The sequence below is a fragment of the Nocardia sp. NPDC059228 genome, from assembly GCF_042754245.1.
Lineage (GTDB): Bacteria > Actinomycetota > Actinomycetes > Mycobacteriales > Mycobacteriaceae > Nocardia.
In genome coordinates this window covers 1-25,951 of record NZ_JBHZAL010000052.1, presented here as the reverse complement: position 1 = coordinate 25,951, position 25,951 = coordinate 1, and the positions used below count along the sequence as shown (strand labels likewise).

Below are 25,951 nucleotides of genomic sequence, written 5' to 3'. Positions count from 1 at the left end.
TGCCCATGAACGGGAACACTGTGCCCACTGATGTTTTGATCGCCGGCGGCGGATCCGTCGGGCTGATGCTCGCGGTGCTGCTGCGCCACCACGGCGTCAAGCCCCTCGTCGTCGAGGAGAAGCCGCAGCTGTCGCCCCACCCCAGGGCCACCGGCATCTGGTCGCGGTCGGTAGAGATCCTGCGCGAGGTCGGCCTGGATCACGCCGTCAACGAGGCTGCGGTCGACTTGCGGGCGGGAAAGATCAGAGGGCGCACGCTCGCCGAGGCCGACTTCACCGAAAGCGATGAGTGGAAGGTGAAAGCCGCGGCCGAGCTCACCTACACACCAGCCCGGATCCGCGGCACCTGCGCACAGAACCGGCTCGACCGCGTACTGATCACCAGGGCGGGCGACGTGGAGTTCGGCGTGGCGCTCGACTCGTTCGAGCAGGACTCCGGCGGCGTCACGGCGACCCTGTCCGACGGGCGTGTCGTGCGGGCGCGCTACCTGGTGGCCGCCGACGGTGTGCGCAGCCGGGTTCGGGAGGTCCTCGGCATCGGTCTCACCGGTCCCGGTGTGATCGGTCAGGAGACGACGAGTGTCCTGTTCGGTGCTGATCTGCGTCCGCGTGAGCCGTTCGCAATGTGCAATATCGAGCATCCGGACGCGACCGGCCTGCTGGTGACCGTCGACGGCGAACGTGAGTGGGTGTTCCTCACCCACCTCGACACGGAGCCGACTCCTGACCTCATCCGTACCGCGCTCGGCGACCCGTCGATCGAGGTGGAGATCCGCAGTGTGCTGAGGTTCCGGGGGCGCGGCCAGGTGGCCGATCGGCTCTGCGTCGGTCGGGTCTTCCTGGTGGGCGACGCGGCGCACGCGATCCCCCCATTGGGCGCGTTCGGGTTGAACGCCGGCATCGCAGACGCGCACAATCTGGCATGGAAGCTCGCGCACGTACTGCGCGGTGAGACCGGACCCGAACTGCTGGAGACTTATCACGCCGAACGCCATCCGGTGGCCCTCATGACGATGGAGCAGGCGCGCCTGCGGTTCAACGATCCGTCCCTGCACTGGGGAAAGGACATGGCAGAGGCGCGCAAGGCGGCGGGGGCGATCAACGCGCCAGTGGTGCACATGGGCTACCGGTACGACGGCGCGGAGCTCCCCTCCACCGAGGACGTCGCCCTCGACCTCGACGGATCGCCGGGATCGCGCCTACCGCACATGTGGGTGGCCGACGGGGTGTCCACGCTGGATCTCGTCGGATCGCAATGGTGCGTACTCACAGCCGATCCCGACGTGAAGGCCGACGTCCCGGTGCACGTCGTGGATGGCTGGCCGTACGGGACGGTGTTGGTTCGTCCTGACGGTTTCGTGAGCCGGTCGTACTCCTAGCGCGTAGTGTGCTGCCGCGGCCCGCACGGTTCGAACCGGCGGCGGTAGTGTCTCGAAGATCAACGTCGCCAGTAAACGCACTACTTTGCCGCATACCGCGCCGACCGAACCAGCCCGTGCGGGGGCAGGCAAAGATCAACTGGCCGTATCGATCCGGGGCCGGCGGAACGTCCGCAACTGCCGGTTGCCGTGCGATCACCGGTTCTGGCCAGTCCGTTGGGTGCGATCGTCGCCAACCACTTGGTTCAGTAACGGCAGAAGGCTGTTCAGTGCAACTGAGATATGAAGTGGCCCTTAATGGTTTGCGCCAGCTCTCTCGCGCTGGGATGCTTCGCCGAACAGCCATGGAGAGGGAGAGCGAAATGGCCGCATCCAGCACGCGGTCGTCTCCTGACCTCCCGGGGGAACCCCGTACATTGTTCCTTCGGTGAGATTTCTCAGGCGGCGGACGGGTTTTCGAGGACGATTGCGACTCCTTGACCGGATCCGATGCAGACTCCGATCGCGCCGTAGCGCGCATTGCGTTCCCGCAGTTCGGTGGCCAAGGTCAGGACGTAGCGGGCGCCGGTGGCGCCGAACGGATGACCGATTGCCACCGCGCCGCCATTCGGTGTCAGTTTCTCGTCGGGGATGATGAAACCGTCCAGCTGGTTGGGCAGTTCACGCAGCACGCCCAGGGCTTGGGCGCTGAATGCCTCGTGTACTTCCCACACGTCGATCTGCTCGGGTGCCAGGCCCGCACGTTGGATCGCCAGCGGCAGCGCCCACGCCGGAGCCAGACCCATGTAGCGCGGATCGATCCCGTACACCGCGGACGACACCACCCGCGCCAGCGGTTCGACGCCGAGTTCGCCTGCTCGTTCACCCGACGCCAGTACCAGTGCGCTGGCTCCGTCGGTCAGGGGAGTCGAGTTCCCGGCGGTCATCTGCGTCGTCCCCGGCTGCGGGGGCAGTGCCGCGAGCCTTTCGGCGGTGGTGTCGTCGCGGATGAATTCGTCGTGCTCGAACAGGCGGGCGGGGGTCTTCCTCGTCGCGGCGATCTCGATCGGCATAATCTCCTTGGCCAGCCGCCCGGAATCCCTGGCCGCCTTGGCATTTCGCTGCGTCCGGAGCGCGAACGCGTCGATTTCCTCTCTGGTCAGCCCGTAGCGGTCGGCGACGTTCTGTGCTGTCTCGATCATTCCGATGTAAGCATTGCGCTCCAGCAGCGCCGGATTGGCGGGACCGCCCGCACCCGCCCACATGGTGTCGAGCAGGATGACCGGGCCACGGGGGCCGAACGGGGTGTCGCCCTTCATGTACGCCCATCCCGACCGCGACATCGACTCGACGCCGCAGGCGATTCCGACGCCCAGGTCACCCGCTTTGATCGCGTGCGCGATATTGATGGTCGCACTCAGGGACGACCCGCAGAACCGGTTGATCGTCGCCCCGGCCACCGTGTCGGGGAATCCCGCCGCCAGCGCCGCCCACCGCGCGACATCACCCATACCTTCGTGGGCCGGATTGACGCAGCCCGCGACAATATCCTCGATCTGATCGAGACCCACGCCGACGCGTTCGCACGCACCCTTCATGGTCATCCCCAGCAGGTCGTCGGCCCGAATGTGCGACAGCGAACCACCGTACCGGGCGAAGGGGGTCCTAACACCACCGAGCACAAACGCTTCCGCCATCACGATCTCCTTCGACAGTGTCCTCAGGTTCTCAACGAGCGAGCCGTCGTTGCCGCTTCCGATCTTGCCTCGATTCCGAGGAAATCCGCCACACCAGCGCAGACCGACGGCGCCGAGACCGCTGTCCTTCGAGATCGGGCTGCTCGGATCCGCCGCGTAACGGAAGATCGACCGGCCGCACCGATCCGACTGCCGCGGAACGTCTGCAACTGCCGATGCGCGAGTGTCTGGCGGCGGGAGTTGTCGGCGGTCTGTAATACGGTGCGCCCGTGGCAGATATGTTCGAGTTCCTGATCTCGGTTGACCTGCGGGATGAACTCTCCGCAGCGGATGTTGAGGAGTTGCGCTGGCATCTGGGGTCGGGCGAGGCGCCCGAGGATGGCTTCCGGATCGAAACCGGGGTCCGCTTTGCCATCGAAGGCGAAGACGGAGAGCCGGTTCTCCTGGATCCTGAACCATTGCTCGGTGCGCACGGCCCTGCGTGGAAGATCGGGGGGATGCTCGACGCGAACCTCGAACGGACTTCGGCTGGTTGGCATCTCGAAGCTCGGCAGGAGGTGCACGTCGAGACGCTTCAGGAAATGACCGAGCTGATGCTCTGGCTGTATCGGCGCGTGGATCTCGGACTGGTCGGTCCCGATGGCTCGGTAGAGCTTGCGCGTTTGCGCTGGTACGAGGACGCAGAATCGACGCCGCTGATGGTCAGGGATACCCACGTCTTTTGGCCTCGGTAGCCAGACGGTCCAATATCCGCTCTTGCCGCGTCGCGCGCGGTTCGAATCGGCCACGCGGTCGGCCCCGAAGACCAATGGGCCGACCGTTTTGATCTCCGCTCCGCACTACTGACCAGACCGGCCGGTCCACGGCGCGCGCCGGGAGTACTCGCTCATGCCGAGGTGCGGTTGTTCTGCCAATGCCAGGGGGCGCCCGCCGCGTCGGGTTCGTGTGTAAGGGCCCGTGGTCGGTCTGCGTTTACTCTGTTCAGTCCCGTGGGGTGAGCAGGACCAGCGGAATTTCGCGAGTGGTGCGCTGCTGATAGGCGGCGTAGCCGTCATATCTCGCGATCACTTTCGGCCATAGCTCGGCCCGTTCCTGCACAGTCGCCGTCCGGGCGGTCATGCGTCGACGGGGGCCGCTGCGGAACGACACGTCGACCTCGGGCCGGTCTCGCAGATTCAGATACCACGCCGGGTGGACTGGACCGCCACCGCGGGACGCCACTACGACGATCGTGTCGCCATCGACCAGCGGGGCGGTAAGCATCACCGTGTGCGATCGTCCCGACTTCCGTCCGACCGTGGTCAGTTCCAGCGACGGCATGCCGCTGAAGGAGTTGCCCAGCTTCCCGCCGCTCGCGTGGAGCAGGCCGCGGTGCGCGATGTTCATTGCCTTCAAGGCTAGGTTTGGTGGCAAGGGGTCTCCTGTGTCGAGGTTCGGCCGGTCGGAGAGCTCGGCCAGTAAGAATCGAGTACTTGCAGGCGGACGCCGAGTACAAGGCAACCAGGATGGCCGAGTCGCAGTATTGGATAAACGCGACAGCCTGGACTCGGACCCTTCATCCCCGGTCGGCCGGCCCAGGAGGAGCGAAGCACAGACGATTGGCGAACGCACTCTCGTGTGCCGCTGACCGCGCTGACCGAACCGGCCGGCGCGGGGCGGTGGAAGATCAACTGGCCGTGGCGTCATCCTCGTAGATGCCCATCGGGTCCCGTGCTCGCGCAGGAAGTCGAGGCCAGCAGCAAACGACGTGTAATGCCGCTGATCGTACTGACCGAACCGGTCGGAGTGTGATCGCTTAGGGGATGCAGTCGTAGCCGTTGACGTAGGCAGGAGCATTCGCGATGTTGCCGGAGATGGTGAGGAACTCGATGGGCTTGCCGTCGAGGCCAAGGGGCGCTGGAGGTTGCTTTCCGCAGCTGTAAGTGATGGGTGTCGGGCTGCGTTGGGTGATCTGCCAGGGACCTCTCATCGTATTGTCCTGTCCGGCAGTGCCTTCTGCGGGTCGGCAGTCGCCTCGGCCGGTGATGACGACGGTGTCCCCATCCTTGTAACCCAGCGGCTGCACGACGATGGCCTCATTGCATATGTACGTGGGGATCTGGGCGCGACTGTCGTCGGCGGTCTCGCATGCGGTGAGAAGTGTTGCGACAGTGATTCCCCCGAGAGTGGTCAATGTCTGCGTCATGCTCATGCTTCGAGGTCCTTCGTGTGGTGTGCGGCTGGAGCCGTATCGACTTTGATCAACACCGTTATCCCTCGTCCGCTCGATGCGGGCGGCGTGACGATCCAAGACGAGTGACAATGTCTACCCGGTGAAGCGCGCCGCCCCCCCGGAAGAGTGACGCTCCCGAACCCCTCTATGACCATGGCCGACTGCCCTGTCCGGGCGTCCTCGGCGAACTCCTGCCAAGTGGTCGGCACAGCGGAGTCGATGACGGGGTCCTCCAGATTGACGTCGTATGCGTCTTCGTCCGCTACCGGGTCCAGCTGTTCATCAGCCAATTCGACCACTCCTTTTCGCTCATCAGGCGCCGGAACTGATGAGAGAACACGCTTTCGATCCGTTTCAGCGTTTGACAGCGGACCTCAGGCACCGGGCATCAGAAGATCAACGGGCACAGCGAGATCCAGTCGGCGCGAGACGCCCGGCGCGATCAGCGCGCCAGGTCCGGGTGCGCCCGACCGGTGACCACGGGCATGTCGACGAAGGTCAGCAGGCCGGGTTCGGCAGCGCAGACGTAGGGGATCGAGTTCACGCAGTGCGCCGCGGTCACGACGATGCCGGGGTTGCGCTGCAGGCCGGCCGCCACGCTGGTCGGGTGCCATCCGTGGATCGTCACGAAGCAGTCGGGATCGCCCTTCACCTCGACCTCGAACCGGACGCCGCCGTCGCCGTATTTCCAAGGCGGGTCGAGGTTCTCATCGCCCATCAGCCAGTTGACCGCGACCCTGACGACCTTGGTGTCGCCGATGAATGCCTCCCAGGCGAAGCGCTGGGCGGCGACCTGGCCGGGCTGGATCACGCCGATCGGCGAGTCGATCGGCGCGGTCGCGACCGCCACCTCGCGGCTGCTGCGGATCTCGGCGTCGGCGAAGCCGAGCGCGTCCAGGCACATCCGTACCGACTGGTCGAACCCGTTGTCCAGCAACGCCAGCATCGGACCGTTCATCGCCTGCTCGGGCGACTGACCGAAACCCATGAGGTGGCGTACGACGTCGGGGGCGTTGTAGGTGCGGATGTCGGAGTACTCCTCACCGCGGACGAACGTGATTGCGCTGGACAGGCCCGTGAAGAACAGCGGCTGCTGCTCGGTGGCGCCGCCCGGGTCGATCCCGGTCCCGTGCAGCGTCACGCCGCCTTCGCGGGCCGGGGCCGTCATCCTCTCCTTCTCCTCCGCGGTCGGCCAGAACCAGCCCAGCGGCGTGACGACGTTCTTGCCCGAGCGCAGAATCGCCGCCACCTCTTCAGGATTCGGCATCAGCGGCGAGTAGAGGACGCAGTCGGCGTCCATCGCGAGGATCTCGTCGATGCTGTTGGTGGCGGTGACACCGATCGGGCCGATCCCGGCGAGCTCACCGGCGTCCCGGCCGACCTTGGCCTCCGAATGCACCCAGCACCCGACGAGCTCGAGGTCCGGGTGCAGCTGGATCTGGCCGATCGCGGCCTGGCCAAGCCCACCGGTGGCCCACTGGATCACTCGCAGCGTCATGCATGGAATAGAACAGGTTCCATTCCTCGAGCGTCAAGGCCGTGCGGTCACCACCTCGGCCGCCACCTCGAGGAATTTCAGGTCGGTGACGGCCGGGACCAGGATGAACTCGTCGCACCCGGCCCGTTCCGCGCCGCCGAGAATGTCGGCGAGCACCTCGGGACTCGACGCCCGCGTCGAGGCGGCGATCATCTCGGCCAGCCTGGGTCCGAGGAAGCCGAGGTAGCGAGCGGTGAAGGCGTGCAACGCCTCCGAGGCATCGGCGACGCCCAGGGCGGTGAAGCAGCCACTGACCTTGCGCGGGGTCGTCGCACGACCGGCCTCGGCCCAGCACCGGTCGGCGAGCTCGCCCACCTTGGCGATCTCCTCGGCATCGCCTCGAATACTGAAGCCGGAGATGCCATCCGCCCACCGCGCCGCCCGACGCATCGCCTTCGGCCCCATCGCGCCGGCGAGAATGATCGGCCCACCCGGCTGCACGCACGCCGGCCCGACCGGGTCCGCGCCCTCGAACGGCGGCTCACCGGCGAGCAGTGACTTCAACTCGGCCACCTTGTCGTCGAGCTGCTGGTGCCGTCCCTTGAAATCAGCGCCGAGAGCGCGGTAGTCGTGCTCGCGACCGCCGACGCCCACGGCCACCTCGAGACGTCCGTTCGCGAGCTGGTCGAGAGTCCCGATCTGCTGTGCGACCATCGCCACCGGGTGCTGTGGCAGCACCCAGAGGTTCGCCAGAACCCGCACCCGCTCCGTCACCGCCGCGCAAGCACCCAGCGTCGCAACCATCTCCGGGTTCGAAAACGTCACCCGCTCGCCCACCGAGACACTCGAAAACGGACCCGCGTCGATTCGCCGAGCCCAGTCGACCGTCGTACCCGGTCCGTACCCGGGAGCCATCTGCGGAAGCGCAACACCGATCTTCATACGGCGACCCTCTCAGAACCACCCGACCCCGGTCAGGCGATTTCGATTTCGAGAAGCGCTGGCGGTCAACAGATTCAGCGCAGCTCGACATCAGCAGTGCGCGCTCATGCCGATGAGCGAGCACAGCGTCGTGTGAAGTGTCCGCTGGCGGCGGGGTTGATTATCGGTCCGAGGCCACCCAGCGGGCGCTTGGGCAAACCGAAAATGAGTAGCGGGCCTGCGCAGCCGAGGGCATGATCCACGCGGCAGCTGGGCAGAACGGACGGACACTTTCGATGGACCTTGATCCAGATGCGATCAGACGGTGGGCTTCACAAGTTGCTGCCGAAGCAGAACACCGTCTGTTTTCCCGGCACATCGATGAATTCGGGTTCAGTACTGAGAACATGACGGACCCGTCGCGGTTGCTCGCGGACAGCGCGAGCGCATTTCGTGCGCTCTGCCAAGGTGTCGATTGGTTGAATCGGACGGGCGTTGTGGCCGGCTTGGCTCTCCCTCTGGAGGGAATGGATACTCTGCCTTCGCAGCATTCCCTGCGTGCCGGGATCAACTTCCTGAGGGAGCACCTCCATCGGTATGAGCCGCCCGGGCTCTATCTCTTTCCCACGGCGAACCTCCGCCAGTGGTCGGATCGAGAAGAGGACTACCGATTCCCGTTCGATCCCCGCAGTGTGGTCGACATTGCGGTCGTTTCGGCATTCGTCCGATTCAGTCGAACAGAAGACGAGATCGCCAACGGCGAGGTCTACACGGGTGTGATCCATCTGTTCCAATCACCCACGGTGCCAACGCGATTCCACGCGACAGATGCATCGACGTAGCTGCACTGGCAGACACCGACGCACCAGGACGCGTGCCACCCGATCCCAGATGAGCGCACTCTCATGGCTCCCCTTTATGTCAAGACTGGGATGTGGGTGTGAGGGTTAGCTTGGTTGGTGGGTCCGGGATGTGGCTTGTCCGAAGGATCGGGTGGGGTTGGAGCCCGGTCGCGCTGGAGCCAGGAGTCGTTCCCGATTGCCCTCCCGGGCCTGCTGATTCACGTTTTCGCTGGTCGTCATGTATCCGCGTGTAGACGGTGTTGGAGAGTCGCCGTTTGAGTGCGCGCATCGCTTCCATCGAGGTCTTCCTGCCCGCGCGGCGGGCGTCGAAGTAGACGCGCCCGGCGGTGGGATGGCGCAGCTGGACCACGGCCATGATGTGTAGGACGCGGTTGATTCGGCGGTTGCCGGCGCGGGAGAGCCGATGCCGTTGCTCGGGCGCAGGTCGGTGAGCAGGTCGCGGGCCTGGGGTGCGGACAGGAATTTCTTGGCGCCGCCGGGAACCAGGTCGAGCAGGATCCGGTGGATGCGGTTGAGGGTTTGGGTGCGGGCGCGCCCGAGTTCGTCGCGTCGGTCGGCGAGCAGGCCGAGTGCGACCAGTTCCGGATCGAGGGGGACGCGACGCAGGTTCGGGGCGTGCAGGGCGGTCAGGGCGACCGAGTGAGCGTCGACTGGGTCGGTTTTGCGGCCGTTGCCGGTGGCGAAGACCCGCACCTGCGCGGAGAGTTTCGCGGGCACGTCGACCACGTTTCGCCGTCGTGGACCAGGCGGTGTGCGAGGTGGCGGCCGATGCCATTGCGGCCCTCGACCGCCCAGACCCTGTCAGTGAATTGCTGTGCAGTGGTGAGCATTTCGGCGTAGCCGACAGTGTCGGTGGTGTATCGGCCGACGGCCAGGATATGGCCTGCCGCATCGATGATCTCGATGGTGGCCGAGCGTTTGTGCGGATCCATCCCGATGATGACGGTCACCGGCGTCCCTTTCTGCCTCGCAATGGGTTGGTGTCCGTGCGAGGAGGGCACCGCTACTTCGAGCCGGGCAGGACCCTTTCCAGCCACTCCCGCACGGCACCCGGTGGGAGGCAAGCCATGAGAGAGCCACACCGAATCATGCTGGCGGGCAGCCGCTTGACGGAGCATCCCACCGGGCACCTGGACCGAATCCTGGCCGGGACCCGGCCCTGACACCAGTCTTAAGTAGCCGCTGCCCGCGCTGACTGAACCGGCCAGCGGCGTATTCACCAAGTCCGGTCGGTCACGAAGGCCCGGACGGTCGCGCCGGCGTCGTCGGGCATCCGGTCGGACTTGGCCCGGTTACAGGCGCGATGGGCCGCGCCTGCTTGTTGCTGCGCTGCGTCATCGGTACAGCCGGATCCGGCGGGCGGTCGTGGATGGCGGTCCTCCTCGAATGGTCGAGGCGCGGACCGCAGCACCGCCCGCCCGCCCGTCAATCGATGCTCTGCACTCGCACGCGGATCGGTATGTCATCGATTGTGGTTTCGACGATGTCGCCAACCAGGTGCCCCAAGAGAGCCTGGCTCGCGGGCAGGCTTTCCGAGTACCTGTCTGAGATCGCATCAGCTTCGCTATCAGGCACGATCATGTAGCGGAACTGCATTGCAATCGTGCCGTCAAAATGGCGAGCGGTGGTGCCATCCTCGTTGACCTTGGTCAGGATGAGGCCCGACCCGACGAGCACGATCTTGGTCTTGGGGAGGAGGTTCACTCTCCACCTTTCCGTAGGTGGACAGGCCGGGATTAGCCTTGCCCGCCTTGGTATCTCGTGATTTGCCGATACCGTTTCAACCGAATTCCGGGACTTTCTGTCGGCTCGCGAGGAAGTCTGACCGAACGGACTGGCGCGATCGGAGGACCGAACTCACTGCGGTGCCAAACATCCGCTACTGCCGCATACCGCGCTGACCGAACCGGCCAGTGAGAGGCAGGCGAAGGTCAACTGGCCCTGCTGATCCGTCGATGGCGGAGCGCATCATTTTGCAGTGTGAGTACGGCCTGAACCGGTACGCCGAGGTGGAGTCGGAGGCTGAGCAAGATCGGTCAAGCGGGTTTCGGGGCCGCGTTGGCAGACTCGTCGTGTGGCCAAGACCGGACGAGATCGACTACGCGAACTGCTCGACGCGGTGCTGGACGAGAACAACACCACGCTCGGTGCGATGGCGGCTGATGCCTTTGTTTCGCCGTTCCATTTCACCCGGCAGTTCTCGCGCGGTACCGGCGAGCCGCCGGTGGCGCTGAAGCGGCGGGTGCTGCTGGAGCGGGCGGCGTGGGAGCTGTCGACGGGTAAGTCGGTGACCGACGTCGCGTTCGCGGCTGGGTACGACTCGGTGGAGGGTTTCAGCCGCGCGTTCAGCGCCGCCTTCGGGCATCCGCCGAGCCTGACTCCCGCGGACGAGCGCCGACGGTGGTTGCCCACGAGTAATGGCATCCACTTTCACCCGCCCATGTCGCTGTGGGTGACGAGTGCGCCGAAAGAACAGGCCGTGCTGGATCCCACGACCCTGCTGATCCATCACGATATCGACGACACCCGCGAACTCCTCAGTATGGCAGCGCAACTCGACGAATCTCAGTACCGGCGGGTGCGATTCCCGGGCCTGCTGGTGGAGTCGTTCCGGGGGCCCGAGGAATCCATTGCCACCGTGCTCGCCCATCTCATCGAGTCGAAGGAGGTGTGGCTGGCCGCGATCGACGGCGAGGACATCCCGACGGCCGCCGATGACGCTCTCCCGGAATTGGCGAAACGCCATGAGCGCGTGGCGGTTCGGTGGCTGGACACCATCCGCGATCTCACCCGGCGTGGCGGGTGGGACGACACCCTGATCGATGCGCTGTGCGAGCCGCCGCAGAGCTTCGTCATCGGCAGCGTGATCGCCCACATCCTCAGCTACTCCACCCACCGCAGGTATCTCGTACGGCATTGGCTGCGAACCGAGTTATCCATCGCCGGAACCGAAATCGGAGACGGCGATCCCATCGAATGGCTACACCAGAGAGGATGACGTGACCTTCAAGACCGTCTACCACACCGCTACCAGCCTGGACGGCTTCCTGGCGACCCCCGACCACAACCTGGATTGGCTGCTGTCTCGGCAGGTCGACTGGGACGGCCCGCTGGGACTGAACCGGTTCGCGGCTGGTGCGGGCGCGATCGCCATGGGCTCGAGCACCTACCAATGGATCAATGAGAATTCCACCGAGCCCTGGCCTTACAACATGCCGACCTGGGTGTTCACCCATCGCGAGTTCCCGGCCTTCGACGACGGCCGCGACGTCCGATCGACCTCGAAGCCGGTGGAGGTCGTACACAAGGAGATGGCCGCGGCCGCCGACGGCAAAGACCTCTGGCTGATGGGCGGCGGCGAGCTGGTCGGCCAATTCGCCGATCAGGGCCTGCTGGACGAAATCATCGTCTCCATCGCCCCCGTCACGCTGGGCGCGGGCGCACCCCTGCTCCCCCGCCGTCTCGAACTGAAGACCACGGAAGTCGCCCATAACGGCGAATTCGCCTGCGTGCGTTACTCGGTCGTGCGCTGACGCCCCACCATCCATTCATCGCGGTAAGGATTTCGCAATATGGCATACAAATTGTCGCGCAACGTGATTCGTGGCGCGTTCGGCGTGGTTGCGATGAGTGCGGCCGTCATCGCGGCGCCGACTCTGCTTCAGCGGCCGCGGTGAGCGTCGAGCCGACAGCGGTTCCGGGTGCGGCGTTCCTGATCGGGTCGGGCAATACCGGGTCCAGCGGAACCGGGTCCGCCGGTGACGGATCGATCATCTGCTGGCTGCTCCACCCCAGCCCCACCTGCCAGATCTGACAGTGCTCAAAACACCATGCCGGCTTCGAGGATCCAGGAGATAAATGTGAGCATCAGAAATACAGTGGCGGTGGGGGTATCGAGTGTCGCCCTCGTGCTGGAGGCCATGATGAGCGCGGCGGCGAGCGCGGACCCGGCCCCCGCTCCGACCATGGGAAGCTCGAACATCCAGTCATCCAGGTTCTGCTCAACAGCGAGATGCCGGGGATCTACTGATATCGCCCCGCGGTTGGGCAACCGTCTCCAAAACCACGTGAGGCCCATGGCGAGCTGGCTCTAGCGAACTCGAGCGCGCGCTCATGCCGATGACCGTGCGCTCGAATTGCACCGGTACGCTTCCGAGCGTGATAGCCGGCTCCGCGTACACCTGCTCCCGCTGTGCCGAACCGCACGATGGCCCCCCACTCGGCTACGGCACGCCGGCCCCCGCGTACTGGAACGTCGAAGCCGCAGATCAGCCCGGCAGTGTGCTCGGAGAAGAACAATGCGTGATCGCGGGATCGTACTTCTTCGTCCGGGCACGACTGGTCATTCCGATCAGCGACCTCGACGCTGAATTCGACTGGGGTGTTTGGGTATCTGTCAGTGAAGCCAGCTTCGAGCGGATGTCGGCGCTGTGGGACAAGCCCGAGAGAGTCGAGGAGCCAACGTACTTCGGGTGGTTGTCCACGGCGCTGCCCCTGTATGAACCGACCACCTTGAACCTGAAGACCAAACTGCATACCCAGCCGATCGGCGACCGGCCACTCGTGGAACTGGAACCCACCGATCATCCACTGGCTGTCGAGCAGCGAACCGGGATTACCTCGGCCCGGGTTCAATGGATCGCCGAACAAATCCTGCACACGAACCCGCCCATGGGCTGAGCCTGATCACGGTCCTGAAACAGCCGCGGCCGAATGCACGCTCATGCCCATACCGCGCTGACCGAACCGGCCAGCGCGGCGTGGCGGAAGATCAACTGGCCGTTCCGATCCGAGGCCGGCCGAACGCACAGAGCGTCTTCTATGCCGAATGCCGCGCCTAGCTCGGGCTCCGAGTATCGGCTTTTGCGGATTGGCACAGGATCTCCACATTTCTGTCGCAATTGCCACCGATCCAACCAATAGGATCACCGGGGGAGCGAAGGGGATCATGTGCGACGTATGTTCGGCGATGCCGCGTGGGTTCTGCTCGGCGCTGTGATCGGTTGTGTGATCGCGCTGGGGGCAATCTGGCTACTCTTGCGCAGCCTGCGCGACTCCGAGGCCGAGCCGACCTGGGATGGCGACGTGCCATTCGTTGTCCACTGTCAGCCCGGGGCGCCGTGCTACATCACGAGTGTGCCAGACCAGACACCGACCCTGGCCGTGAAAGGAAAACCAGGCGCCAGCATCGATTCGCCACTCCAGCCCGACATCGCGGACCTCAGAACGGGCGACCGTGTCGTATGTACTGTCCACATCAAAGTGCTCGAATGGAGCGAGGAGGCCTCCAATGGCCCTGAGCCGAAGACCACCGTCAAGAACTGCCGACGCGCTTAGCTGCTGCGCTGCAACGCAGTTTCATGCGGCTCGAGCATCCGCTTCTGCCGCATACCGCGCTGACCGAACCGGCCAGCGCGGCACCTTGAAAGATCAACGGGCAGATCGCCGCTCGGATGTCGCCAGTGCACGCTGCTCTTGCCGCCCTACCCACGTAAATGACCAAATGATCAGGCGGCCGCGTAATCCGGTCTAGGTGGTCGTGGTGCCGGACCAGCCGAAGCTGAAGCTGTGTCCCTTCGAATTGCACTGGATCGCGCCGCGCCCGCCGCCACTGCACGTAGCGCCCGCGTAGCTGATGGTCGAGCCGTATCCGTTGCCCTGCGGGAGGGTGCTGGCATCGGAACGACCGTAAGGACCGAACACGCCGAAGGTCGGGTGCGCGGGCAGGAACGGCACATCGATGGCGAGATCGGTCACCGGAATCATGTTCAGCCACTTGGCGATGCCGGGCGCGATGTCACAACCCGCGGTGCCGTCCGACTTGATCGAGCACTGCGCGGGACCCGTGTTGAAGTAGACGGTGTCACCGATCATGTAGTCGTTCGGATTCACCGCATCAGCATTGGCGGTACCCGCACCGACCATCGAAATCGCTGCTGCGGCCACGGCCATGCCAGCGAAGGCACGCATTCTCATTCGCTCTCCCCTCGAAGTTCAGTCCGACCCGAGCTCGGACATTACACGTTGCGGGCTTGAAGGGGCGAGTTTCCTTGAGTCAGTTAACGATACGATCAGACAGCACGAAGTCGAGGCAATCGGTGAAACCACCGTCGGGCTGCGGTCGAGAAGATCGATCCTGACGATCGTGTTCGCGCCGGTTCCGGCGCCCGCATCCTGCTCCTGGCCTGCCGGATGACCCCGTTCGAACCGCGTATGCAATTTCTATCCCGCATAGTGCGCGGTTCGAAACCGCCATGGGCTCCGTGTCATGGACTCTGGTCGCAGACCATTGACTGCCGCACAGCACTTCACGACCATCAAGCCCTATACTCTCGCCGAGTTGCGGAGTAGACGTGGCGAATGTGCCCGGGGAAACCGACGTGGCCCGGATCATCGATACGGGCGGATTGCATCACGGTGATTCCTGGCGCGCGGTTTGAAGTGGCCAGCGCAGGCATCGGAAGATCAACTGGCCATGTCCATCCGAGGACGACCGACGCACCGTGATGCCGAGTTCCGGTCATGCGGGGGTCGCCAACGCGTTCCGTGTGGGCTGCCGCCGACAGTGCGCGATCGCGCTGCAGCGTCTTTCGCCATCCCGAGAGGGCCGCCGGTTCGACCGACACGAACGGTCATGTCGTCGTGCTGGTCAAGACACCTGAAACACTGCATCGCCAACTCCCGGCGCGGCGAGGTAGGTTCGCGCGAAACGACGAGGGGAACGGGTGTGATAGATCCGCACGATCAACCGGAGTTACCGGCGCCGGCCCCACACGGCGCGACCGCCGTCACTGCAGCCATGACCGCGCTGATCCTCGGTCCACTCACCGGAATCGCCGGAATCATGTGGGTTCTCTTAACGGTCGTCGGAATCGAAGATCAAGCCCGCGAATCGCCAGTCGAGATCGGCCGGTACACAGACCTGATCGTCATGGGGATCGTCGCCGTCGTCATCGGGCTGGCCTGGTCGGTCGGCGGATTCCTTCTGGTCTCGTACATGAAAACGGGTCGTTTCCTGTTGATCCTTGCGTCAGGGGTGGCACTGATCGCGAGCGTTGCACAGCTCTTCAACAGAGGTTTCGGCTTCTTGTTCATTCCGATCATCGTCAGCCTGCTGATTTTCGGGCTGTGTGCGGTCCCGGCAACCGGTCGCTGGATCGTGGCGCATGAACCAGGGCCGAATCCGCTTGCCCGGGACTGAGTTCGCCCAGCTGGCCACGCTATTTGTGGACATCTGTTCTGGGTCGTTGCTCATTGGGTTGCCGGGTCGGGGCCCGCAATGCCGAGCTCCCGGGCTAGCTTCAGTCGACTCGAGTGCGCGGCTGCGGCACGCTGGTGTGGGGTGCGGCCGCAGCTGTAGGGGTCTCGGTCCTGCTGACAGCCTCGGAGCTGGCCTACACGGTGCTGCGGACTGTGGGCGCGATCTATCTGGTGTGGATGGGTATCGCCATGGTTCGGGATGGGCTTCGACATCCCGCGACGACACCCGAAGCCGCAGTGGACGATTCATCCCGGAGCGCGTTCGGTGCCTGGGCGCGCGGGCTGGGCACGAATCTGCTCAATCCGAAGGTCGGCGTTTTCTACGCCGCCATGCTGCCGCAGTTCCTGCCGGACGGAGTACCGCATCTGCTGATGGGTTGTGCTCTTGCGGTGGTACACAACGTCGAGGGCATGTTGTGGTTCACTGTCATCATCAGCGCGGCAGGCACCACAAAGACTTGGTTGAACCGAGAAACCGTACGACGTGCGATGGACACCGTTACGGGAGCCATATTGGTTGGGTTCGGCCTGAAGTTGGCCACCAGTCACCGGTGAGGCTCTGTGTCAAACAGGTGACGGCAATCGGATCACGGGTTGTGGGACGCGGCATCCTGGCAGGGCGCATACCGCGCTGACCGAACCGGCCAGCGCGAGGCGCCAGCGACCGGAACCCTGTGCGCCGCAGAAGTCCGCAACTGCCGATGCGCGGATACCACTGGACCAGGTCCTTTCCCGTAATTCGTTCCGTATGTTGGTGCCACGGCCAGGTCAACGCCGCCGTCGATACTGCGTGACTCCGCTAACCTTGGTAAACGTGCCGACGTCCTTTCCTTGGATCGATCCGTATGCCGGCGGTCTGCTCGGGGTCGGTGACCGAAACCAGGTGTACTGGTGCACCAGCGGCAACCCTGCGGGCCGGCCCGCGCTGGTGGTGCATGGCGGGCCGGGCAGCGGGAGCAGCCCGCGGGCGCGGAAGTCGTTCGATCCGAACGTCTTCCGGATCGTGCAGTTCGATCAGCGGGGTTGCGGACGCAGCATTCCGAGCGCCGCCGATCCGGACACCGACATGGCGGTGAACACCACCGAGCACCTGATCGCCGATATGGAGCGGCTGCGCACCCACCTCGGCATCGACCGGTGGCTGCTGTACGGCGGGTCCTGGGGCTCGACGCTCATCCTCGCCTACGCCGAGCGGTACCCGGAGCGGGTCACCGGGATCGTGCTGGTCGGCGTCACCAGCACCCGCCGCCGCGAGATCGACTGGCTGTACCGGGGTGTCGCGCGGCTGCTACCCGCCGAATGGGCGCGGTTCCGGGCCGCGCTGCCCAGCGACGGTGACCCGGTCGAGGGCTACCGGCAGTTGATGGAACAGCCGGACCCGGTAGTCCGCCGCAGCGCCGCGATCGAGTGGTGTCGCTGGGAGGACGCGGTCATCGCGCACGAATCCCTGGGCAGCCCAGGGCAGTACAGCAGCACGCCGGAGACCGCTATGCTCGCCTTCGTCCGGATCTGCACACACTACTTCGCACGCGCGGCGTGGCTCGACGAAGGCGTACTGCTGCGCGAAGCCGGTCGGCTCGCCGGGATTCCCGGCGAATTGATCCACGGCCGCCTCGATCTCAGCGCACCGCTCGAAACCGCGTGGGAACTCGCCAAAGTCTGGCCGGGCGCCCGCCTGCACATCATCGACGACTCCGGTCACACCGGCAGCCCCGCCATGGGCGAGGCGGTCGCCCGCGCCATCGCCCGCTTCGCATAGTCCGATACCGATCGGATCAGCTGGACGGCGGCAACCGGAGGCAACGGGTACCCGCCGTGGTAGGCGCGCCTCGATCATCGAGTTTGGGGAACATCCGTTCGGCTCCGACACCTCGATCGCGTGCTGCGCCGGCACCTCGGCAGATACCCGTCACGCTGTCATGCCAACCGGCCGGTACTCAACCGTCATCCCTCTACGTCAGCCCTGCTGGGGCTCGGCGGCCGGGGCCCAGCGGTTGGCGGTGAGGGCGTAGCCGGGCAGCGCGTCGGTGGACATCTTGGATTCGTAGATGCGCTGGTAGCCGGTGCTCGCGATGCGCCAGACGCCGTCCTCGCGGCGGTAGGTGTCGTGGTAGTAGGCCGCGCCGCGGATCAGTAGGCCATAGTCGGCGGCGATCACGGTGTCCTCCAGACACCAACTGCCGGAAGCGGTATCGCCGTCGACCGTGATTTCCGGATGGTTGGCGACGTGCACGGTGATGATGTTCCCGCTGAGCGCGCCGCGCATGAAATCCACGATCTGGTCGCGGCTGGTGAACTGGGCCGGCAGTCCGCCCGACGGCGATCCGTAGGACCCGACGATGTCCGCGCAGAGCGTGTCCCCGAACTCATCCCACTGCTTCAGGTCCAGCGTGCGCAGGTAGCGATACTTGAGTGCGCGAATCGATTCGAGAGCTGCAAAATCCATACCGCAATGTAGCCGAATCGGACATGTACCTACCAAGCATTTGCTACGTTTCGGACATGATTTCCACCCTGGTCTGGGGCACGGGCAATGTCGGCCGTGCCGCCATCCGGGCCGTCGCGGCGCATCCGGGTCTGGAGCTGACCGGCGTCCTGGTCCACAACCCGGCCAAGGTCGGCCGCGACGCCGGTGAACTCGCCGGGCTGGACACCGCGGTGGGGATCGCGGCCACCGCCGATGTCGACGCCGCGCTCGCGGCCGGACCCCGCGCCATCGTCTACGCCGCGTCCGGCGACATCCGTCCCGACGACGCTCTCGCCGACATCGAACGCGCCCTGCGCACCGGGGCCGTGGTGGTGACGCCCGCGCTCTACGCGCTCTACGACCACCGCAGCGCCCCGATCGAACTGCAGGACCGGGTGTCGGCGGCCGTCGCGGAGGGCGGCGGCGCCCTGTTCGTCTCCGGCATCGACCCCGGCTGGGGCAACGACGTCCTGCCGCTGCTCATGAGCGGCCTCGGCAGCAGCGTGGATGTGCTGCGCTGCCAGGAGATCTTCGACTACTCCACCTACGACCAGCCCGACTCGGTGCGCTACCTGGTCGGCATGGGCCAGCCCCTGGATTATCAGCCGCCCATGCTCGCGCCCACCATCCCGACCATGGTGTGGGGCGGGCAGATTCGGATGATCGCGCGCGGACTGGGCGTGGCGCTCACCGACATTCGCGAGGTGGTGGAGCGGCGCGCGCTGGACGAGACCGTCGAGACCGAGCGCATGGGCAAATTCGAGGCGGGCACCCAGGGCGCGGTGCGGTTCGAGGTACAGGGCATCGTCGACGGCAGCCCGCGCATCGTCATCGAGCACATCACCCGCATCCACGCGAGCTGCGCCCCCGACTGGCCGCACCCGCCCAGTGGCGCCGGCGCGCACCGCGTGCTCATCGAGGGCCGCCCGCGCATCGAGATCACCGTGCAGGCCACCGACGAGGACGGCAATCACTCCGCGGGCGGAAACGCCACCGCCGTGGGCAGATTGGTGAACGCCATCCCGTGGCTGGCCGACGCCGAGCCCGGCCTCTACGACGCCCTCGACGTCCCGCTGCCGTTCGGCACTCTCGGAAGGAACCCATCGGCATGATCATCGACATTCCCGAGGGCAAGGACCCCATCGGCTACGTGTGGGGCGAAATGGTGCCCGGCATCGGCGTCGCGGCCTCCAACTTCTCCCTCGCCGTCTACTCGCACAGCACCCTGGGGCTGCGCGAATTCGAGGCCGCGCGATTGCGCGTCGCCCAGATCAACGGCTGCCTGTTCTGCCTGGACTGGCGCACCGATCGCGATGGCGAGAAGGTCGAGGAGTCCTTCGCCGACGACGTGACCGAGTGGCGCACCGCCGAGTCCTTCGACGACCGCACCCGGATGGCCGCCGAGTACGCCGAGCGCTACGCCCTCGACCACCACAACCTCGACGACGAGTTCTTCGAGCGGATGAAGTCGCTCTACTCCGACGCCGAGATCGTCGAACTGTCCATGTGCCTCGGCTCCTGGCTGGCCTTCGGCCGCCTCAACCACGTGCTGGGCCTGGACGCTGTCTGCGTCGTTCCCGGTCATACGGCACAGCAGTAGAACACCGGCCGGAGTGCTGCCCGCCCCTGCTCGGCAGCACCCCGACCGGCAGCCGCGTCAGTTCCGCTTGTTGAACACGTCGGTTCCGAAGCGCGGCAGTCCCGGGGAGGCGGCGAAGCCCAGATAGGGCAGGCCGAAGCGATCCTCGATGCTCGCCAGCAGTGAATAGTGGTTGTACGGGGTGTCGCTGAAGGTGCCCGGCGTCACCGACTTCGGTGAGATCACCAGTGCGCCCACCCGGCCGCCACCCGGACCCACGATGCCCGGCAGCGGACTGTTGGGCCCGGGGCCCTCACCGCAGCAGGCCGAGGAATCCTGTTGCGGCCCATCGGATTCGTCGAAGGTGATGATCAGGATCCCGTTCTGCTGGAAGGCCGGCGTCGAGGTGATCACCGGAACCCACTGCCGCAGCCAGAGATCCGCCGACGCCAGCCCGCCCGGGGCGCCCGTGACACAGGGGGAGTCGTGCCCGTCGTCGCACAGGTCCGGGGTGATGTAGGCGAAGTTCGGCGTCGTATCCGGCTGTGCCAGATCGCTCTTCAGCGCACCGAGATCGACCACCTGCTGCCGGCAGGCGGGCGAGTCGATGATCTCGTGGAAGTACACGAACGGGTTGTGCCGGGCCGCGTACTGGCCGGCGACGGTCGCCTTCTGGGTGGTGTCCTGGCTGTTCAGGGCGGGATGACGGCAGGGCGTGCCCATATCCTCCATATAGCCCTTCCAACTGCGGCCCGCCCCCGTCAGTTGCCCGGCGAGCGTCTGCACCGACGCGGGGTACACACAGCCCTGACCGACGGCCTGGCCGGGCGGAACCGTTCCCGCGCCGACGAAGTCGCTGTAGATCTGGCAGTCGGCCTGGGTCTCGGCGTTCGGTCCCTGACCGGACAGCTGAGCGATGTAGTTGTCCAGACTGTTGTGCCCGGTGCCGTAGTACTGGCTCAGCAGCACCCCCTCCGACCGCAGCGTCTTGCTCAGATACGGTGCGGCAGAGGCGGGTCCCCAGGTCTCCTCGTACCCCTTGTTCTCCAACTGGATCACGAAGATGTGTGGCGCGCCCGGATCCGCGGTCGCGTGCGGACCGTAGCCCACCGCCAGCGCGGCGATCGTGAACACCAGCACCACGATGATTTGGCCGAACCGGCGCATCACAGACTCCATCCCGTCGATGCGGCCAAGGCGCGCAGGGTATTCCACTCTTCGAGGTCGGCGACCACGGCCGGAGCGCACACCCCGGGCGGTGCGGGCGGCACATTCCATTGCGGCGCAGCGAGATTCGGGGCGCTGCCGAAGTCGAGCACCTCGGCGATATTGCGGGCGGCGGCGTCGCGCGGGGTGAGGGACGGTAGCCCCCACCGCCATTCGATGGCCTTGAGCACCGAGGTGTGGTCGTACACATCGTGGGCCACGTGCCCGCGCCGGGCCAGCGGCGAGATCACCAGGCACGGCACCCGGAATCCGCGCAGCCCCCAGTCCGGGTTGGCATCCGGCGCGACCTGCGGCGGCACGTGGTCGAAGAAGCCGCCCCACTCGTCGTAGTTGATGACGAGCAGCGTGCGCGACCAGGCGGGGCTCTCGGTGACCGCCTGATACACCTGGTTCAGGAATGCCTGCCCCGCGCGGATATCCGCGTGCGGGTGATCGTCGGCCGAGGTGCCGGTGTCCTCGTCCAGGAACTTGGGGTCGACGAACGACACCGCGGGCAGCGTGCCCGCCGCGCAGTCGGCCAGGAAGGTCACGAACGGGCGGCTGATGGACAGGTACTTCGCGCCCCACAGTGCCAGGAACGGGGTGTCGTAGAAGTAGTAGCGCCCCGGCACACCCGCGTCCGCCAGCCGGTCCCAGATGGTCGGCAGCGTCGAGATCGTCGAGGAGTTGTGGATGCGGTCGGTCTGGGCGGCGTGCTGATAGAAGCGGTTGGGATACGTCTCGGCCATGATCGCCGAGAAATAGTTGTCACAGACCGTCCAGGCCGGCGCGGCATTGCCGTAGAAGCCGAGATCGCCCTGTTCGTAGTAGCCGATGGCGAATTCGTCGTTGGTTCCGGCGCGCAGCCAGCCGTCGCACGCGCCGTTGTTGTACTCCACGCGCCCGCCCTCGAAGGAATGGTCCGGGTCGTTGTACTGGCAGCCCTGAGTGGTGGCCAGGTGGAAGGTGTTGTGCGCCACGCCGTTCCGGTCGGTGAAGATCTGACCGGCCTGCTTGCCGTTCGCCCCGGGCAGCCAGCCCAGATAGTGGTCGAACGAGCGGTTCTCCATCATCACCACGATGATGTGGTCGATCCCGGAGGCAGCGGGCGCGGGCAGCGGGGCGGCGGTGGCGCGGGGGGCTGTCGAGCCGAGGGCCGCGCCGACCGCGAGGGCTCCGGCGCCGGCGAGGACGGTTCGCCGGTTGGTGGTACTTCGAGGGGAATCTGTCACGAGTCATACATCGCGTCGGCGATTACCGGCGAGTAACCAGTGAGACGAATTCGAATGAGAATTAGGTGAACGCCTCAACTATTGGACGTTCGACCAATCTATCGCGACCGAGGCTGCTTGTCGCCGATGTCCGGGGGCACCCGGCCGGCGCGGTCTCCAGTTCGGGCAGGTCTTCAAATCCGCGGGCGACATGCCGGGATTCGGGGCGACCAACTACACCTTCCTGGCGCGTGCGCGCTACCTGACCGCCCTGGCAGCGCTCGCCTTCCTCTGGGCGCTGTCGGCCTTCCGCGCCTACCAGCGGACGCAGCAACCGGCCGAACACGCGAAAAGTCCTGCCTGCGTGGCGATCTCGCCCGCAGGCCGGACATCGTGCCTCTCAGGAGGTTCGGGGCCGAAGCCTCTGAGAGCTACGAGAGTCGTGCCTCTCAGGAGGCTCGGGAGCGAAGCCTCTGGAAGCTACGAGCGTCGTGCCTCTCAGGAGGTCCGAGGGCGAAGCCCCTGAGAGTTACGAGAGTTGGCTGGGCACCCTATTTGTCGAACAGCGCCAGATACTTGGTCTGCCCGAACATCTCGGCCGCGTCGCGCGCGGACGGGCTGCCCGCGTTCGGATCGGCCCCGGCCGCGAGCAGGGCGTGGACGATCTCGTCCGAGCCCTTGAACACCGCGCCCGAGAGCGGGGTCTGGCCCTTGTCGTTGCCGAAGTTGGGGTCCGCCTTGCGTTCCAGCAGGGCGTTCACCGCCTCCGGGTGCGAGTAGTAGGCGGCCAGCATGAGCAGCGTGTCGCCATTGTCGTTGGTCAGGTTCACCGGCACCCCGGCGTCGAGGTAGGCGCCCAGGGTGGCGGCATCGCCGCTGCGGGCCAGATCGAAGATCTTGCTCGCCAGTTCGAGCACTTCCGGATCCAGGTCTTTGGGTTCCACCAGGCCACTCTAGCCAGCGGGACCGCCGCGGCCGAGCGAAGTTCCCTAGAGGGGATCGGGTTGCTCAGGAGGTGATGATGAGCAGCTCGGTCGGCGAGGCGATCTCGGTGCGCAGTCCGGACTTCTCGGCCACCCGGGCGAGCCCGGCGATATCCGACGGCTCCGACCGTGACAGCACCAGCGCCCGCGCCAGCAGTCCCTTGTGGTGTTTGTTGAAGTGGCTCACCACGGTTCGCTTCCCGTCCGGACGCTCGGTCAGCACCGTCGCGGTGACCGCGCCCGGAACCCGGCCCAGATTCTGATAGGTCCCCGACCGCAGATCCACCACCAGGTGCCCGGCCGCCTCCGCGCGCAGCGCCGCCGGCAGCACCGCCTTCCACAGCGACTGCAGCGTCGGCAGACCCGGCAGCTTCGACCCGCCCGAAAGCCGGTAGGCCGGAATCGGATCGCCCGCGCGGATCACCCCGAACAGCGCCGAGCCGATGCCCAGGCGGGCCTCGGCCTTGGCGCGCTGGGCCTTGGTGAACCGGGCCGCGTCGAGTGCGTCGTAGAGCACACCCGTGTATCGGTCCAGGGCCGGGCGGGTGGCGGAGGTGCGCAGGGCGGCATTGCGCGCGATTTCCGCGTCAGCCCCCTTGCCCAGTGCCAGCGCGGCACGCGAGGCGTCGGGATCGGCGGCCAGCGCGATCAACTCGGTGACGAGTTTGTCGCGCACCGCTGTGAGCTGCGGCATCGCCAGGGAATCCAGGTCCAGGGGACCGCCCGAACCACCGTCGGACTTGGTTTCTGAGGGAGGCAGCAGCACCAGCACGAGCCAACACGGTAATGCCTTGTGAACTGTGCGAGAGCAGCGGCTACTGTGTTGAGCCGTGATCACCCGTCTCTCCCACCTGTTCCTGCGCACCCTGCGCGACGACCCCGCCGATGCCGAGGTGCCCAGCCACAAGCTGCTGGTGCGTGCCGGTTACGTGCGTCGCATCGCGCCCGGCGTCTACTCGTGGCTGCCGCTCGGCCTGCGCACGCTGCGCAAGGTCGAGGATGTCGTCCGGTCGGAGATGAACGCCATCGGGGCCCAGGAGATCTCGCTGCCGGCGCTGCTGCCGCGCGAACCGTACGAAACCACCAACCGCTGGACCGAGTACGGCGACGGCCTGTTCCGGCTCAAGGACCGCAAGGGCCAGGACTACCTGCTCGGCCCCACCCACGAGGAGCTGTTCGCCCTCACCGTGAAGGGCGAGTACAGCTCCTACAAGGATCTGCCGGTCACGCTGTACCAGATCCAGACCAAGTACCGCGACGAAGGCCGCCCGCGCGCGGGCATCCTGCGCGGGCGCGAGTTCATCATGAAGGACTCGTACTCCTTCGACCTCGACGAGGACGGGCTGAAGAACAGCTACAACGCCCACCGCGAGGCCTACCAGAAGATCTTCGACCGCCTCGGCGTCAAGTACGTCATCGTGGCCGCCACCTCCGGCGCCATGGGCGGCTCGGCGTCGGAGGAGTTCCTGGCCGACAGCCCCGTCGGCGAGGACACCTACGTCATCTGCCGCGAATCCGGTTACGCCGCAAACGTGGAGGCCGTGGTCACCACCGCGCCCCCGGCGATCCCGCTCGAGGGACAGGCCGACGCCGTCGTCCACGACACCCCCAACACGCCGACCATCGCGACGCTGGTCGACTGGGCCAATACCGCCAACGTGCTGGGCCGCGAGGTGACCGCCGCCGACACCCTCAAGAACGTCATGGTCAAGCTGCGCTACCCCGACGGCAAGACCGAGATCCTCGGCGTCGGCATCCCCGGCGACCGTGAGGTCGACGACAAGCGCCTCGGGGCGTCCGTCGAGCCGGCCGAGGTGGAATTGCTCGACGAGACCGACTTCAAGGCCAACCCGTTCCTGGTGAAGGGCTACATCGGCCCGAAGGCCTTGCAGGCCAACGGCATCCGCTACCTCGTCGACCCGCGCGTGGTCTCCGGCACCGCCTGGATCACCGGCGCCGACGAGCAGGGCAAGCACTACGTGGGCCTGGTCTCCGGACGTGACTTCACCCCCGACGGCACCATCGAGGCCGCCGAGGTTCGCGATGGCGATCCCTCGCCCGACGGCCGCGGCGTCCTGGAGGCCGCCCGCGGCATCGAGATCGGCCACATCTTCCAGCTCGGCCAGAAGTACACCGACGCCTTCGAGGTCGACGTGCTGGGCGAGAACGGCAAGCCGGTCCGTCTCACCATGGGCTCCTACGGCGTAGGCGTGTCCCGCATGGTCGCCGTGCTCGCCGAGCAGATGCACGACGACAAGGGCCTGCGCTGGCCCCGTGAGGTCGCCCCGTTCGACGTCCACGTCGTCATCGCCAACAAGGACGAGGGCGCCCGCGCCGGCGCCGAACAGGTTGCCGCCGAACTCGATTCCCTCGGCTTCGAGGTCCTCCTGGACGACCGCACCGCCTCCCCGGGCGTGAAGTTCAAGGACGCCGAACTCCTCGGCATGCCCTACATCGTGGTCGTCGGCCGCGGCTGGGCCGAGGGCAAGATCGAACTCCGCGACCGCTTCGCCGGCACCGCCGAGGAACTCCCGGCCGAGTCCGCCGTGGCCTCGGTCGCGGCCAAGATCCGCGGCTGACGCTTCCGAATCCCGAGTGGCGGGGGGGCGGCCGCGGGGGGGGGGGGGGGAGGGCCCCGGCCCCAGGGGGGGGCGGGGGGCCGCGAGGACCAACCCACCCCCGCCCCCCCCCCCCAACCCCCACCCCCCCCACAAAGA

General features: G+C 66.3%; 27 protein-coding genes. 13 read left to right on the top strand and 14 right to left on the bottom strand.

Going from position 1 to position 25,951, the window contains the following annotated elements:
* The first annotated feature begins 5 nt into the window (after positions 1-5).
* Positions 6-1,379: an FAD-dependent monooxygenase gene (locus ACFXKA_RS39605; RefSeq protein WP_379431371.1), complete on the top strand. Its 1,374-nt coding sequence runs from the start codon at positions 6-8 to the stop codon at positions 1,377-1,379.
* Positions 1,380-1,816: 437 nt separating this feature from the next.
* Here the strand turns inward: ACFXKA_RS39605 and ACFXKA_RS39600 are convergent, their stop codons facing one another.
* Complete coding sequence (locus ACFXKA_RS39600) at positions 1,817-3,055, bottom strand: thiolase family protein (protein WP_379431370.1); 1,239 nt, start codon at positions 3,053-3,055, stop codon at positions 1,817-1,819.
* 269 nt (positions 3,056-3,324) lie between these two features.
* On the opposite strand from ACFXKA_RS39600, the gene ACFXKA_RS39595 reads away from it, so the two are divergent.
* Entirely contained in the window at positions 3,325-3,789 is a 465-nt protein-coding gene (locus ACFXKA_RS39595) for a hypothetical protein (RefSeq protein ID WP_379431369.1), read from the top strand.
* Positions 3,790-4,036: 247 nt separating this feature from the next.
* Here the strand turns inward: ACFXKA_RS39595 and ACFXKA_RS39590 are convergent, their stop codons facing one another.
* The 4 genes from ACFXKA_RS39590 to ACFXKA_RS39575 form a co-directional block, all read right to left on the bottom strand.
* The gene (locus ACFXKA_RS39590) at positions 4,037-4,468 is read right to left on the bottom strand and encodes a nitroreductase/quinone reductase family protein (protein ID WP_379431368.1); all 432 of its coding nucleotides are present in this window, start codon (positions 4,466-4,468) and stop codon (positions 4,037-4,039) included.
* A 382-nt stretch (positions 4,469-4,850) separates the two neighbouring features.
* Complete coding sequence (locus tag ACFXKA_RS39585) at positions 4,851-5,246, bottom strand: hypothetical protein (RefSeq protein WP_379431367.1); 396 nt, start codon at positions 5,244-5,246, stop codon at positions 4,851-4,853.
* Between the two features lie 463 nt (positions 5,247-5,709).
* Positions 5,710-6,765 carry a dihydrodipicolinate reductase gene (locus tag ACFXKA_RS39580; protein WP_379431366.1) on the bottom strand — a complete coding sequence of 352 codons (1,056 nt, stop codon included), beginning with the start codon at positions 6,763-6,765 and terminating at the stop codon, positions 5,710-5,712.
* A gap of 33 nt (positions 6,766-6,798) precedes the next feature.
* Positions 6,799-7,686: an LLM class flavin-dependent oxidoreductase gene (locus tag ACFXKA_RS39575; RefSeq protein ID WP_379431365.1), complete on the bottom strand. Its 888-nt coding sequence runs from the start codon at positions 7,684-7,686 to the stop codon at positions 6,799-6,801.
* A 275-nt stretch (positions 7,687-7,961) separates the two neighbouring features.
* Between ACFXKA_RS39575 and ACFXKA_RS39570 the strand changes: the two genes are divergently transcribed.
* The gene (locus tag ACFXKA_RS39570) at positions 7,962-8,507 is read left to right on the top strand and encodes a hypothetical protein (RefSeq protein ID WP_379431364.1); all 546 of its coding nucleotides are present in this window, start codon (positions 7,962-7,964) and stop codon (positions 8,505-8,507) included.
* A gap of 105 nt (positions 8,508-8,612) precedes the next feature.
* Here the strand turns inward: ACFXKA_RS39570 and ACFXKA_RS39565 are convergent, their stop codons facing one another.
* Both ACFXKA_RS39565 and ACFXKA_RS39560 read right to left on the bottom strand, forming a co-directional pair.
* Positions 8,613-9,245, bottom strand: a complete 633-nt coding sequence (locus ACFXKA_RS39565; RefSeq protein ID WP_379431363.1) for a transposase — start codon at positions 9,243-9,245, stop codon at positions 8,613-8,615.
* Between the two features lie 708 nt (positions 9,246-9,953).
* Entirely contained in the window at positions 9,954-10,232 is a 279-nt protein-coding gene (locus ACFXKA_RS39560) for a GreA/GreB family elongation factor (RefSeq protein ID WP_379431362.1), read from the bottom strand.
* Between the two features lie 370 nt (positions 10,233-10,602).
* On the opposite strand from ACFXKA_RS39560, the gene ACFXKA_RS39555 reads away from it, so the two are divergent.
* Positions 10,603-11,526: a helix-turn-helix domain-containing protein gene (locus tag ACFXKA_RS39555; protein ID WP_379431361.1), complete on the top strand. Its 924-nt coding sequence runs from the start codon at positions 10,603-10,605 to the stop codon at positions 11,524-11,526.
* Position 11,527: 1 nt separating this feature from the next.
* Entirely contained in the window at positions 11,528-12,061 is a 534-nt protein-coding gene (locus ACFXKA_RS39550) for a dihydrofolate reductase family protein (RefSeq protein WP_364625203.1), read from the top strand.
* Between the two features lie 287 nt (positions 12,062-12,348).
* Here ACFXKA_RS39550 and ACFXKA_RS39545 read toward each other — a convergent pair whose 3' ends face one another.
* Complete coding sequence (locus ACFXKA_RS39545) at positions 12,349-12,510, bottom strand: hypothetical protein (RefSeq protein WP_379431360.1); 162 nt, start codon at positions 12,508-12,510, stop codon at positions 12,349-12,351.
* 131 nt (positions 12,511-12,641) lie between these two features.
* On the opposite strand from ACFXKA_RS39545, the gene ACFXKA_RS39540 reads away from it, so the two are divergent.
* Both ACFXKA_RS39540 and ACFXKA_RS39535 read left to right on the top strand, forming a co-directional pair.
* On the top strand, positions 12,642-13,208 hold the full coding sequence (locus tag ACFXKA_RS39540; protein WP_379431359.1) for a DUF2199 domain-containing protein: 567 nt from the start codon (positions 12,642-12,644) through the stop codon (positions 13,206-13,208).
* Positions 13,209-13,487: 279 nt separating this feature from the next.
* Positions 13,488-13,865, top strand: a complete 378-nt coding sequence (locus ACFXKA_RS39535; protein WP_379431358.1) for a hypothetical protein — start codon at positions 13,488-13,490, stop codon at positions 13,863-13,865.
* Positions 13,866-14,057: 192 nt separating this feature from the next.
* Here the strand turns inward: ACFXKA_RS39535 and ACFXKA_RS39530 are convergent, their stop codons facing one another.
* Positions 14,058-14,498: a hypothetical protein gene (locus tag ACFXKA_RS39530; protein ID WP_354850862.1), complete on the bottom strand. Its 441-nt coding sequence runs from the start codon at positions 14,496-14,498 to the stop codon at positions 14,058-14,060.
* 829 nt (positions 14,499-15,327) lie between these two features.
* Here ACFXKA_RS39530 and ACFXKA_RS39525 point away from each other — a divergent pair.
* The 3 genes from ACFXKA_RS39525 (at position 15,328) to pip (ending at position 17,547) form a co-directional block, all read left to right on the top strand.
* The gene (locus ACFXKA_RS39525) at positions 15,328-15,729 is read left to right on the top strand and encodes a hypothetical protein (RefSeq protein WP_379431357.1); all 402 of its coding nucleotides are present in this window, start codon (positions 15,328-15,330) and stop codon (positions 15,727-15,729) included.
* Positions 15,730-15,842: 113 nt separating this feature from the next.
* Positions 15,843-16,343 carry a LysE family translocator gene (locus ACFXKA_RS39520; protein WP_379431356.1) on the top strand — a complete coding sequence of 167 codons (501 nt, stop codon included), beginning with the start codon at positions 15,843-15,845 and terminating at the stop codon, positions 16,341-16,343.
* A 259-nt stretch (positions 16,344-16,602) separates the two neighbouring features.
* The gene (gene pip, locus ACFXKA_RS39515; protein ID WP_379431355.1) at positions 16,603-17,547 is read left to right on the top strand and encodes a prolyl aminopeptidase; all 945 of its coding nucleotides are present in this window, start codon (positions 16,603-16,605) and stop codon (positions 17,545-17,547) included.
* 198 nt (positions 17,548-17,745) lie between these two features.
* On the opposite strand, the gene ACFXKA_RS39510 is transcribed toward pip, so the two are convergent.
* Complete coding sequence (locus ACFXKA_RS39510) at positions 17,746-18,234, bottom strand: nuclear transport factor 2 family protein (protein WP_354850854.1); 489 nt, start codon at positions 18,232-18,234, stop codon at positions 17,746-17,748.
* Between the two features lie 56 nt (positions 18,235-18,290).
* Between ACFXKA_RS39510 and ACFXKA_RS39505 the strand changes: the two genes are divergently transcribed.
* Together ACFXKA_RS39505 and ACFXKA_RS39500 are read left to right on the top strand one after the other, a co-directional pair.
* Positions 18,291-19,367, top strand: coding sequence for a dihydrodipicolinate reductase (locus ACFXKA_RS39505; RefSeq protein WP_379431354.1), 1,077 nt, complete (start codon positions 18,291-18,293; stop codon positions 19,365-19,367).
* Positions 19,364-19,855, top strand: coding sequence for a carboxymuconolactone decarboxylase family protein (locus tag ACFXKA_RS39500; protein WP_379431353.1), 492 nt, complete (start codon positions 19,364-19,366; stop codon positions 19,853-19,855). The genes ACFXKA_RS39505 and ACFXKA_RS39500 overlap by 4 nt, the downstream gene beginning before the upstream one ends.
* Before the next feature lie 57 nt (positions 19,856-19,912).
* On the opposite strand, the gene ACFXKA_RS39495 is transcribed toward ACFXKA_RS39500, so the two are convergent.
* The 4 genes from ACFXKA_RS39495 to yaaA form a co-directional block, all read right to left on the bottom strand.
* A complete protein-coding gene (locus ACFXKA_RS39495; protein ID WP_379431352.1) occupies positions 19,913-21,001 on the bottom strand; it encodes an alkaline phosphatase family protein in 1,089 nt (362 codons plus the stop codon).
* A complete protein-coding gene (locus ACFXKA_RS39490; protein ID WP_379431351.1) occupies positions 21,001-22,272 on the bottom strand; it encodes an alkaline phosphatase family protein in 1,272 nt (423 codons plus the stop codon). The genes ACFXKA_RS39495 and ACFXKA_RS39490 overlap by 1 nt, the downstream gene beginning before the upstream one ends.
* 530 nt (positions 22,273-22,802) lie before the next feature.
* Complete coding sequence (locus tag ACFXKA_RS39485) at positions 22,803-23,195, bottom strand: ankyrin repeat domain-containing protein (protein WP_354850838.1); 393 nt, start codon at positions 23,193-23,195, stop codon at positions 22,803-22,805.
* Positions 23,196-23,259: 64 nt separating this feature from the next.
* Positions 23,260-24,006: a peroxide stress protein YaaA gene (gene yaaA, locus ACFXKA_RS39480; RefSeq protein ID WP_354850836.1), complete on the bottom strand. Its 747-nt coding sequence runs from the start codon at positions 24,004-24,006 to the stop codon at positions 23,260-23,262.
* 58 nt (positions 24,007-24,064) lie between these two features.
* Here yaaA and ACFXKA_RS39475 point away from each other — a divergent pair, with 58 nt between their 5' ends.
* Complete coding sequence (locus tag ACFXKA_RS39475) at positions 24,065-25,813, top strand: proline--tRNA ligase (protein WP_379431350.1); 1,749 nt, start codon at positions 24,065-24,067, stop codon at positions 25,811-25,813.
* Positions 25,814-25,951 lie beyond the last annotated feature (138 nt).

What these genes read in the sequence shown, in the direction of transcription:
- ACFXKA_RS39525 (WP_379431357.1), top strand. Translation starts at nt 15,328, where the DNA reads ATGACCGCGCTGATCCTCGGTCCACTCACCGGAATCGCCGGAATCATG.
- ACFXKA_RS39495 (WP_379431352.1), bottom strand. Translation starts at nt 21,001, where the DNA reads ATGCGCCGGTTCGGCCAAATCATCGTGGTGCTGGTGTTCACGATCGCC.
- ACFXKA_RS39530 (WP_354850862.1), bottom strand. Translation starts at nt 14,498, where the DNA reads ATGCGTGCCTTCGCTGGCATGGCCGTGGCCGCAGCAGCGATTTCGATG.
- ACFXKA_RS39510 (WP_354850854.1), bottom strand. Translation starts at nt 18,234, where the DNA reads ATGGATTTTGCAGCTCTCGAATCGATTCGCGCACTCAAGTATCGCTAC.
- ACFXKA_RS39600 (WP_379431370.1), bottom strand. Translation starts at nt 3,055, where the DNA reads ATGGCGGAAGCGTTTGTGCTCGGTGGTGTTAGGACCCCCTTCGCCCGG.
- ACFXKA_RS39540 (WP_379431359.1), top strand. Translation starts at nt 12,642, where the DNA reads ATGCCGATGACCGTGCGCTCGAATTGCACCGGTACGCTTCCGAGCGTG.
- ACFXKA_RS39570 (WP_379431364.1), top strand. Translation starts at nt 7,962, where the DNA reads ATGGACCTTGATCCAGATGCGATCAGACGGTGGGCTTCACAAGTTGCT.
- ACFXKA_RS39535 (WP_379431358.1), top strand. Translation starts at nt 13,488, where the DNA reads ATGTTCGGCGATGCCGCGTGGGTTCTGCTCGGCGCTGTGATCGGTTGT.
- ACFXKA_RS39500 (WP_379431353.1), top strand. Translation starts at nt 19,364, where the DNA reads ATGATCATCGACATTCCCGAGGGCAAGGACCCCATCGGCTACGTGTGG.
- ACFXKA_RS39605 (WP_379431371.1), top strand. Translation starts at nt 6, where the DNA reads ATGAACGGGAACACTGTGCCCACTGATGTTTTGATCGCCGGCGGCGGA.
- ACFXKA_RS39585 (WP_379431367.1), bottom strand. Translation starts at nt 5,246, where the DNA reads ATGAGCATGACGCAGACATTGACCACTCTCGGGGGAATCACTGTCGCA.
- ACFXKA_RS39545 (WP_379431360.1), bottom strand. Translation starts at nt 12,510, where the DNA reads ATGTTCGAGCTTCCCATGGTCGGAGCGGGGGCCGGGTCCGCGCTCGCC.
- ACFXKA_RS39580 (WP_379431366.1), bottom strand. Translation starts at nt 6,765, where the DNA reads ATGACGCTGCGAGTGATCCAGTGGGCCACCGGTGGGCTTGGCCAGGCC.
- ACFXKA_RS39505 (WP_379431354.1), top strand. Translation starts at nt 18,291, where the DNA reads ATGATTTCCACCCTGGTCTGGGGCACGGGCAATGTCGGCCGTGCCGCC.
- ACFXKA_RS39575 (WP_379431365.1), bottom strand. Translation starts at nt 7,686, where the DNA reads ATGAAGATCGGTGTTGCGCTTCCGCAGATGGCTCCCGGGTACGGACCG.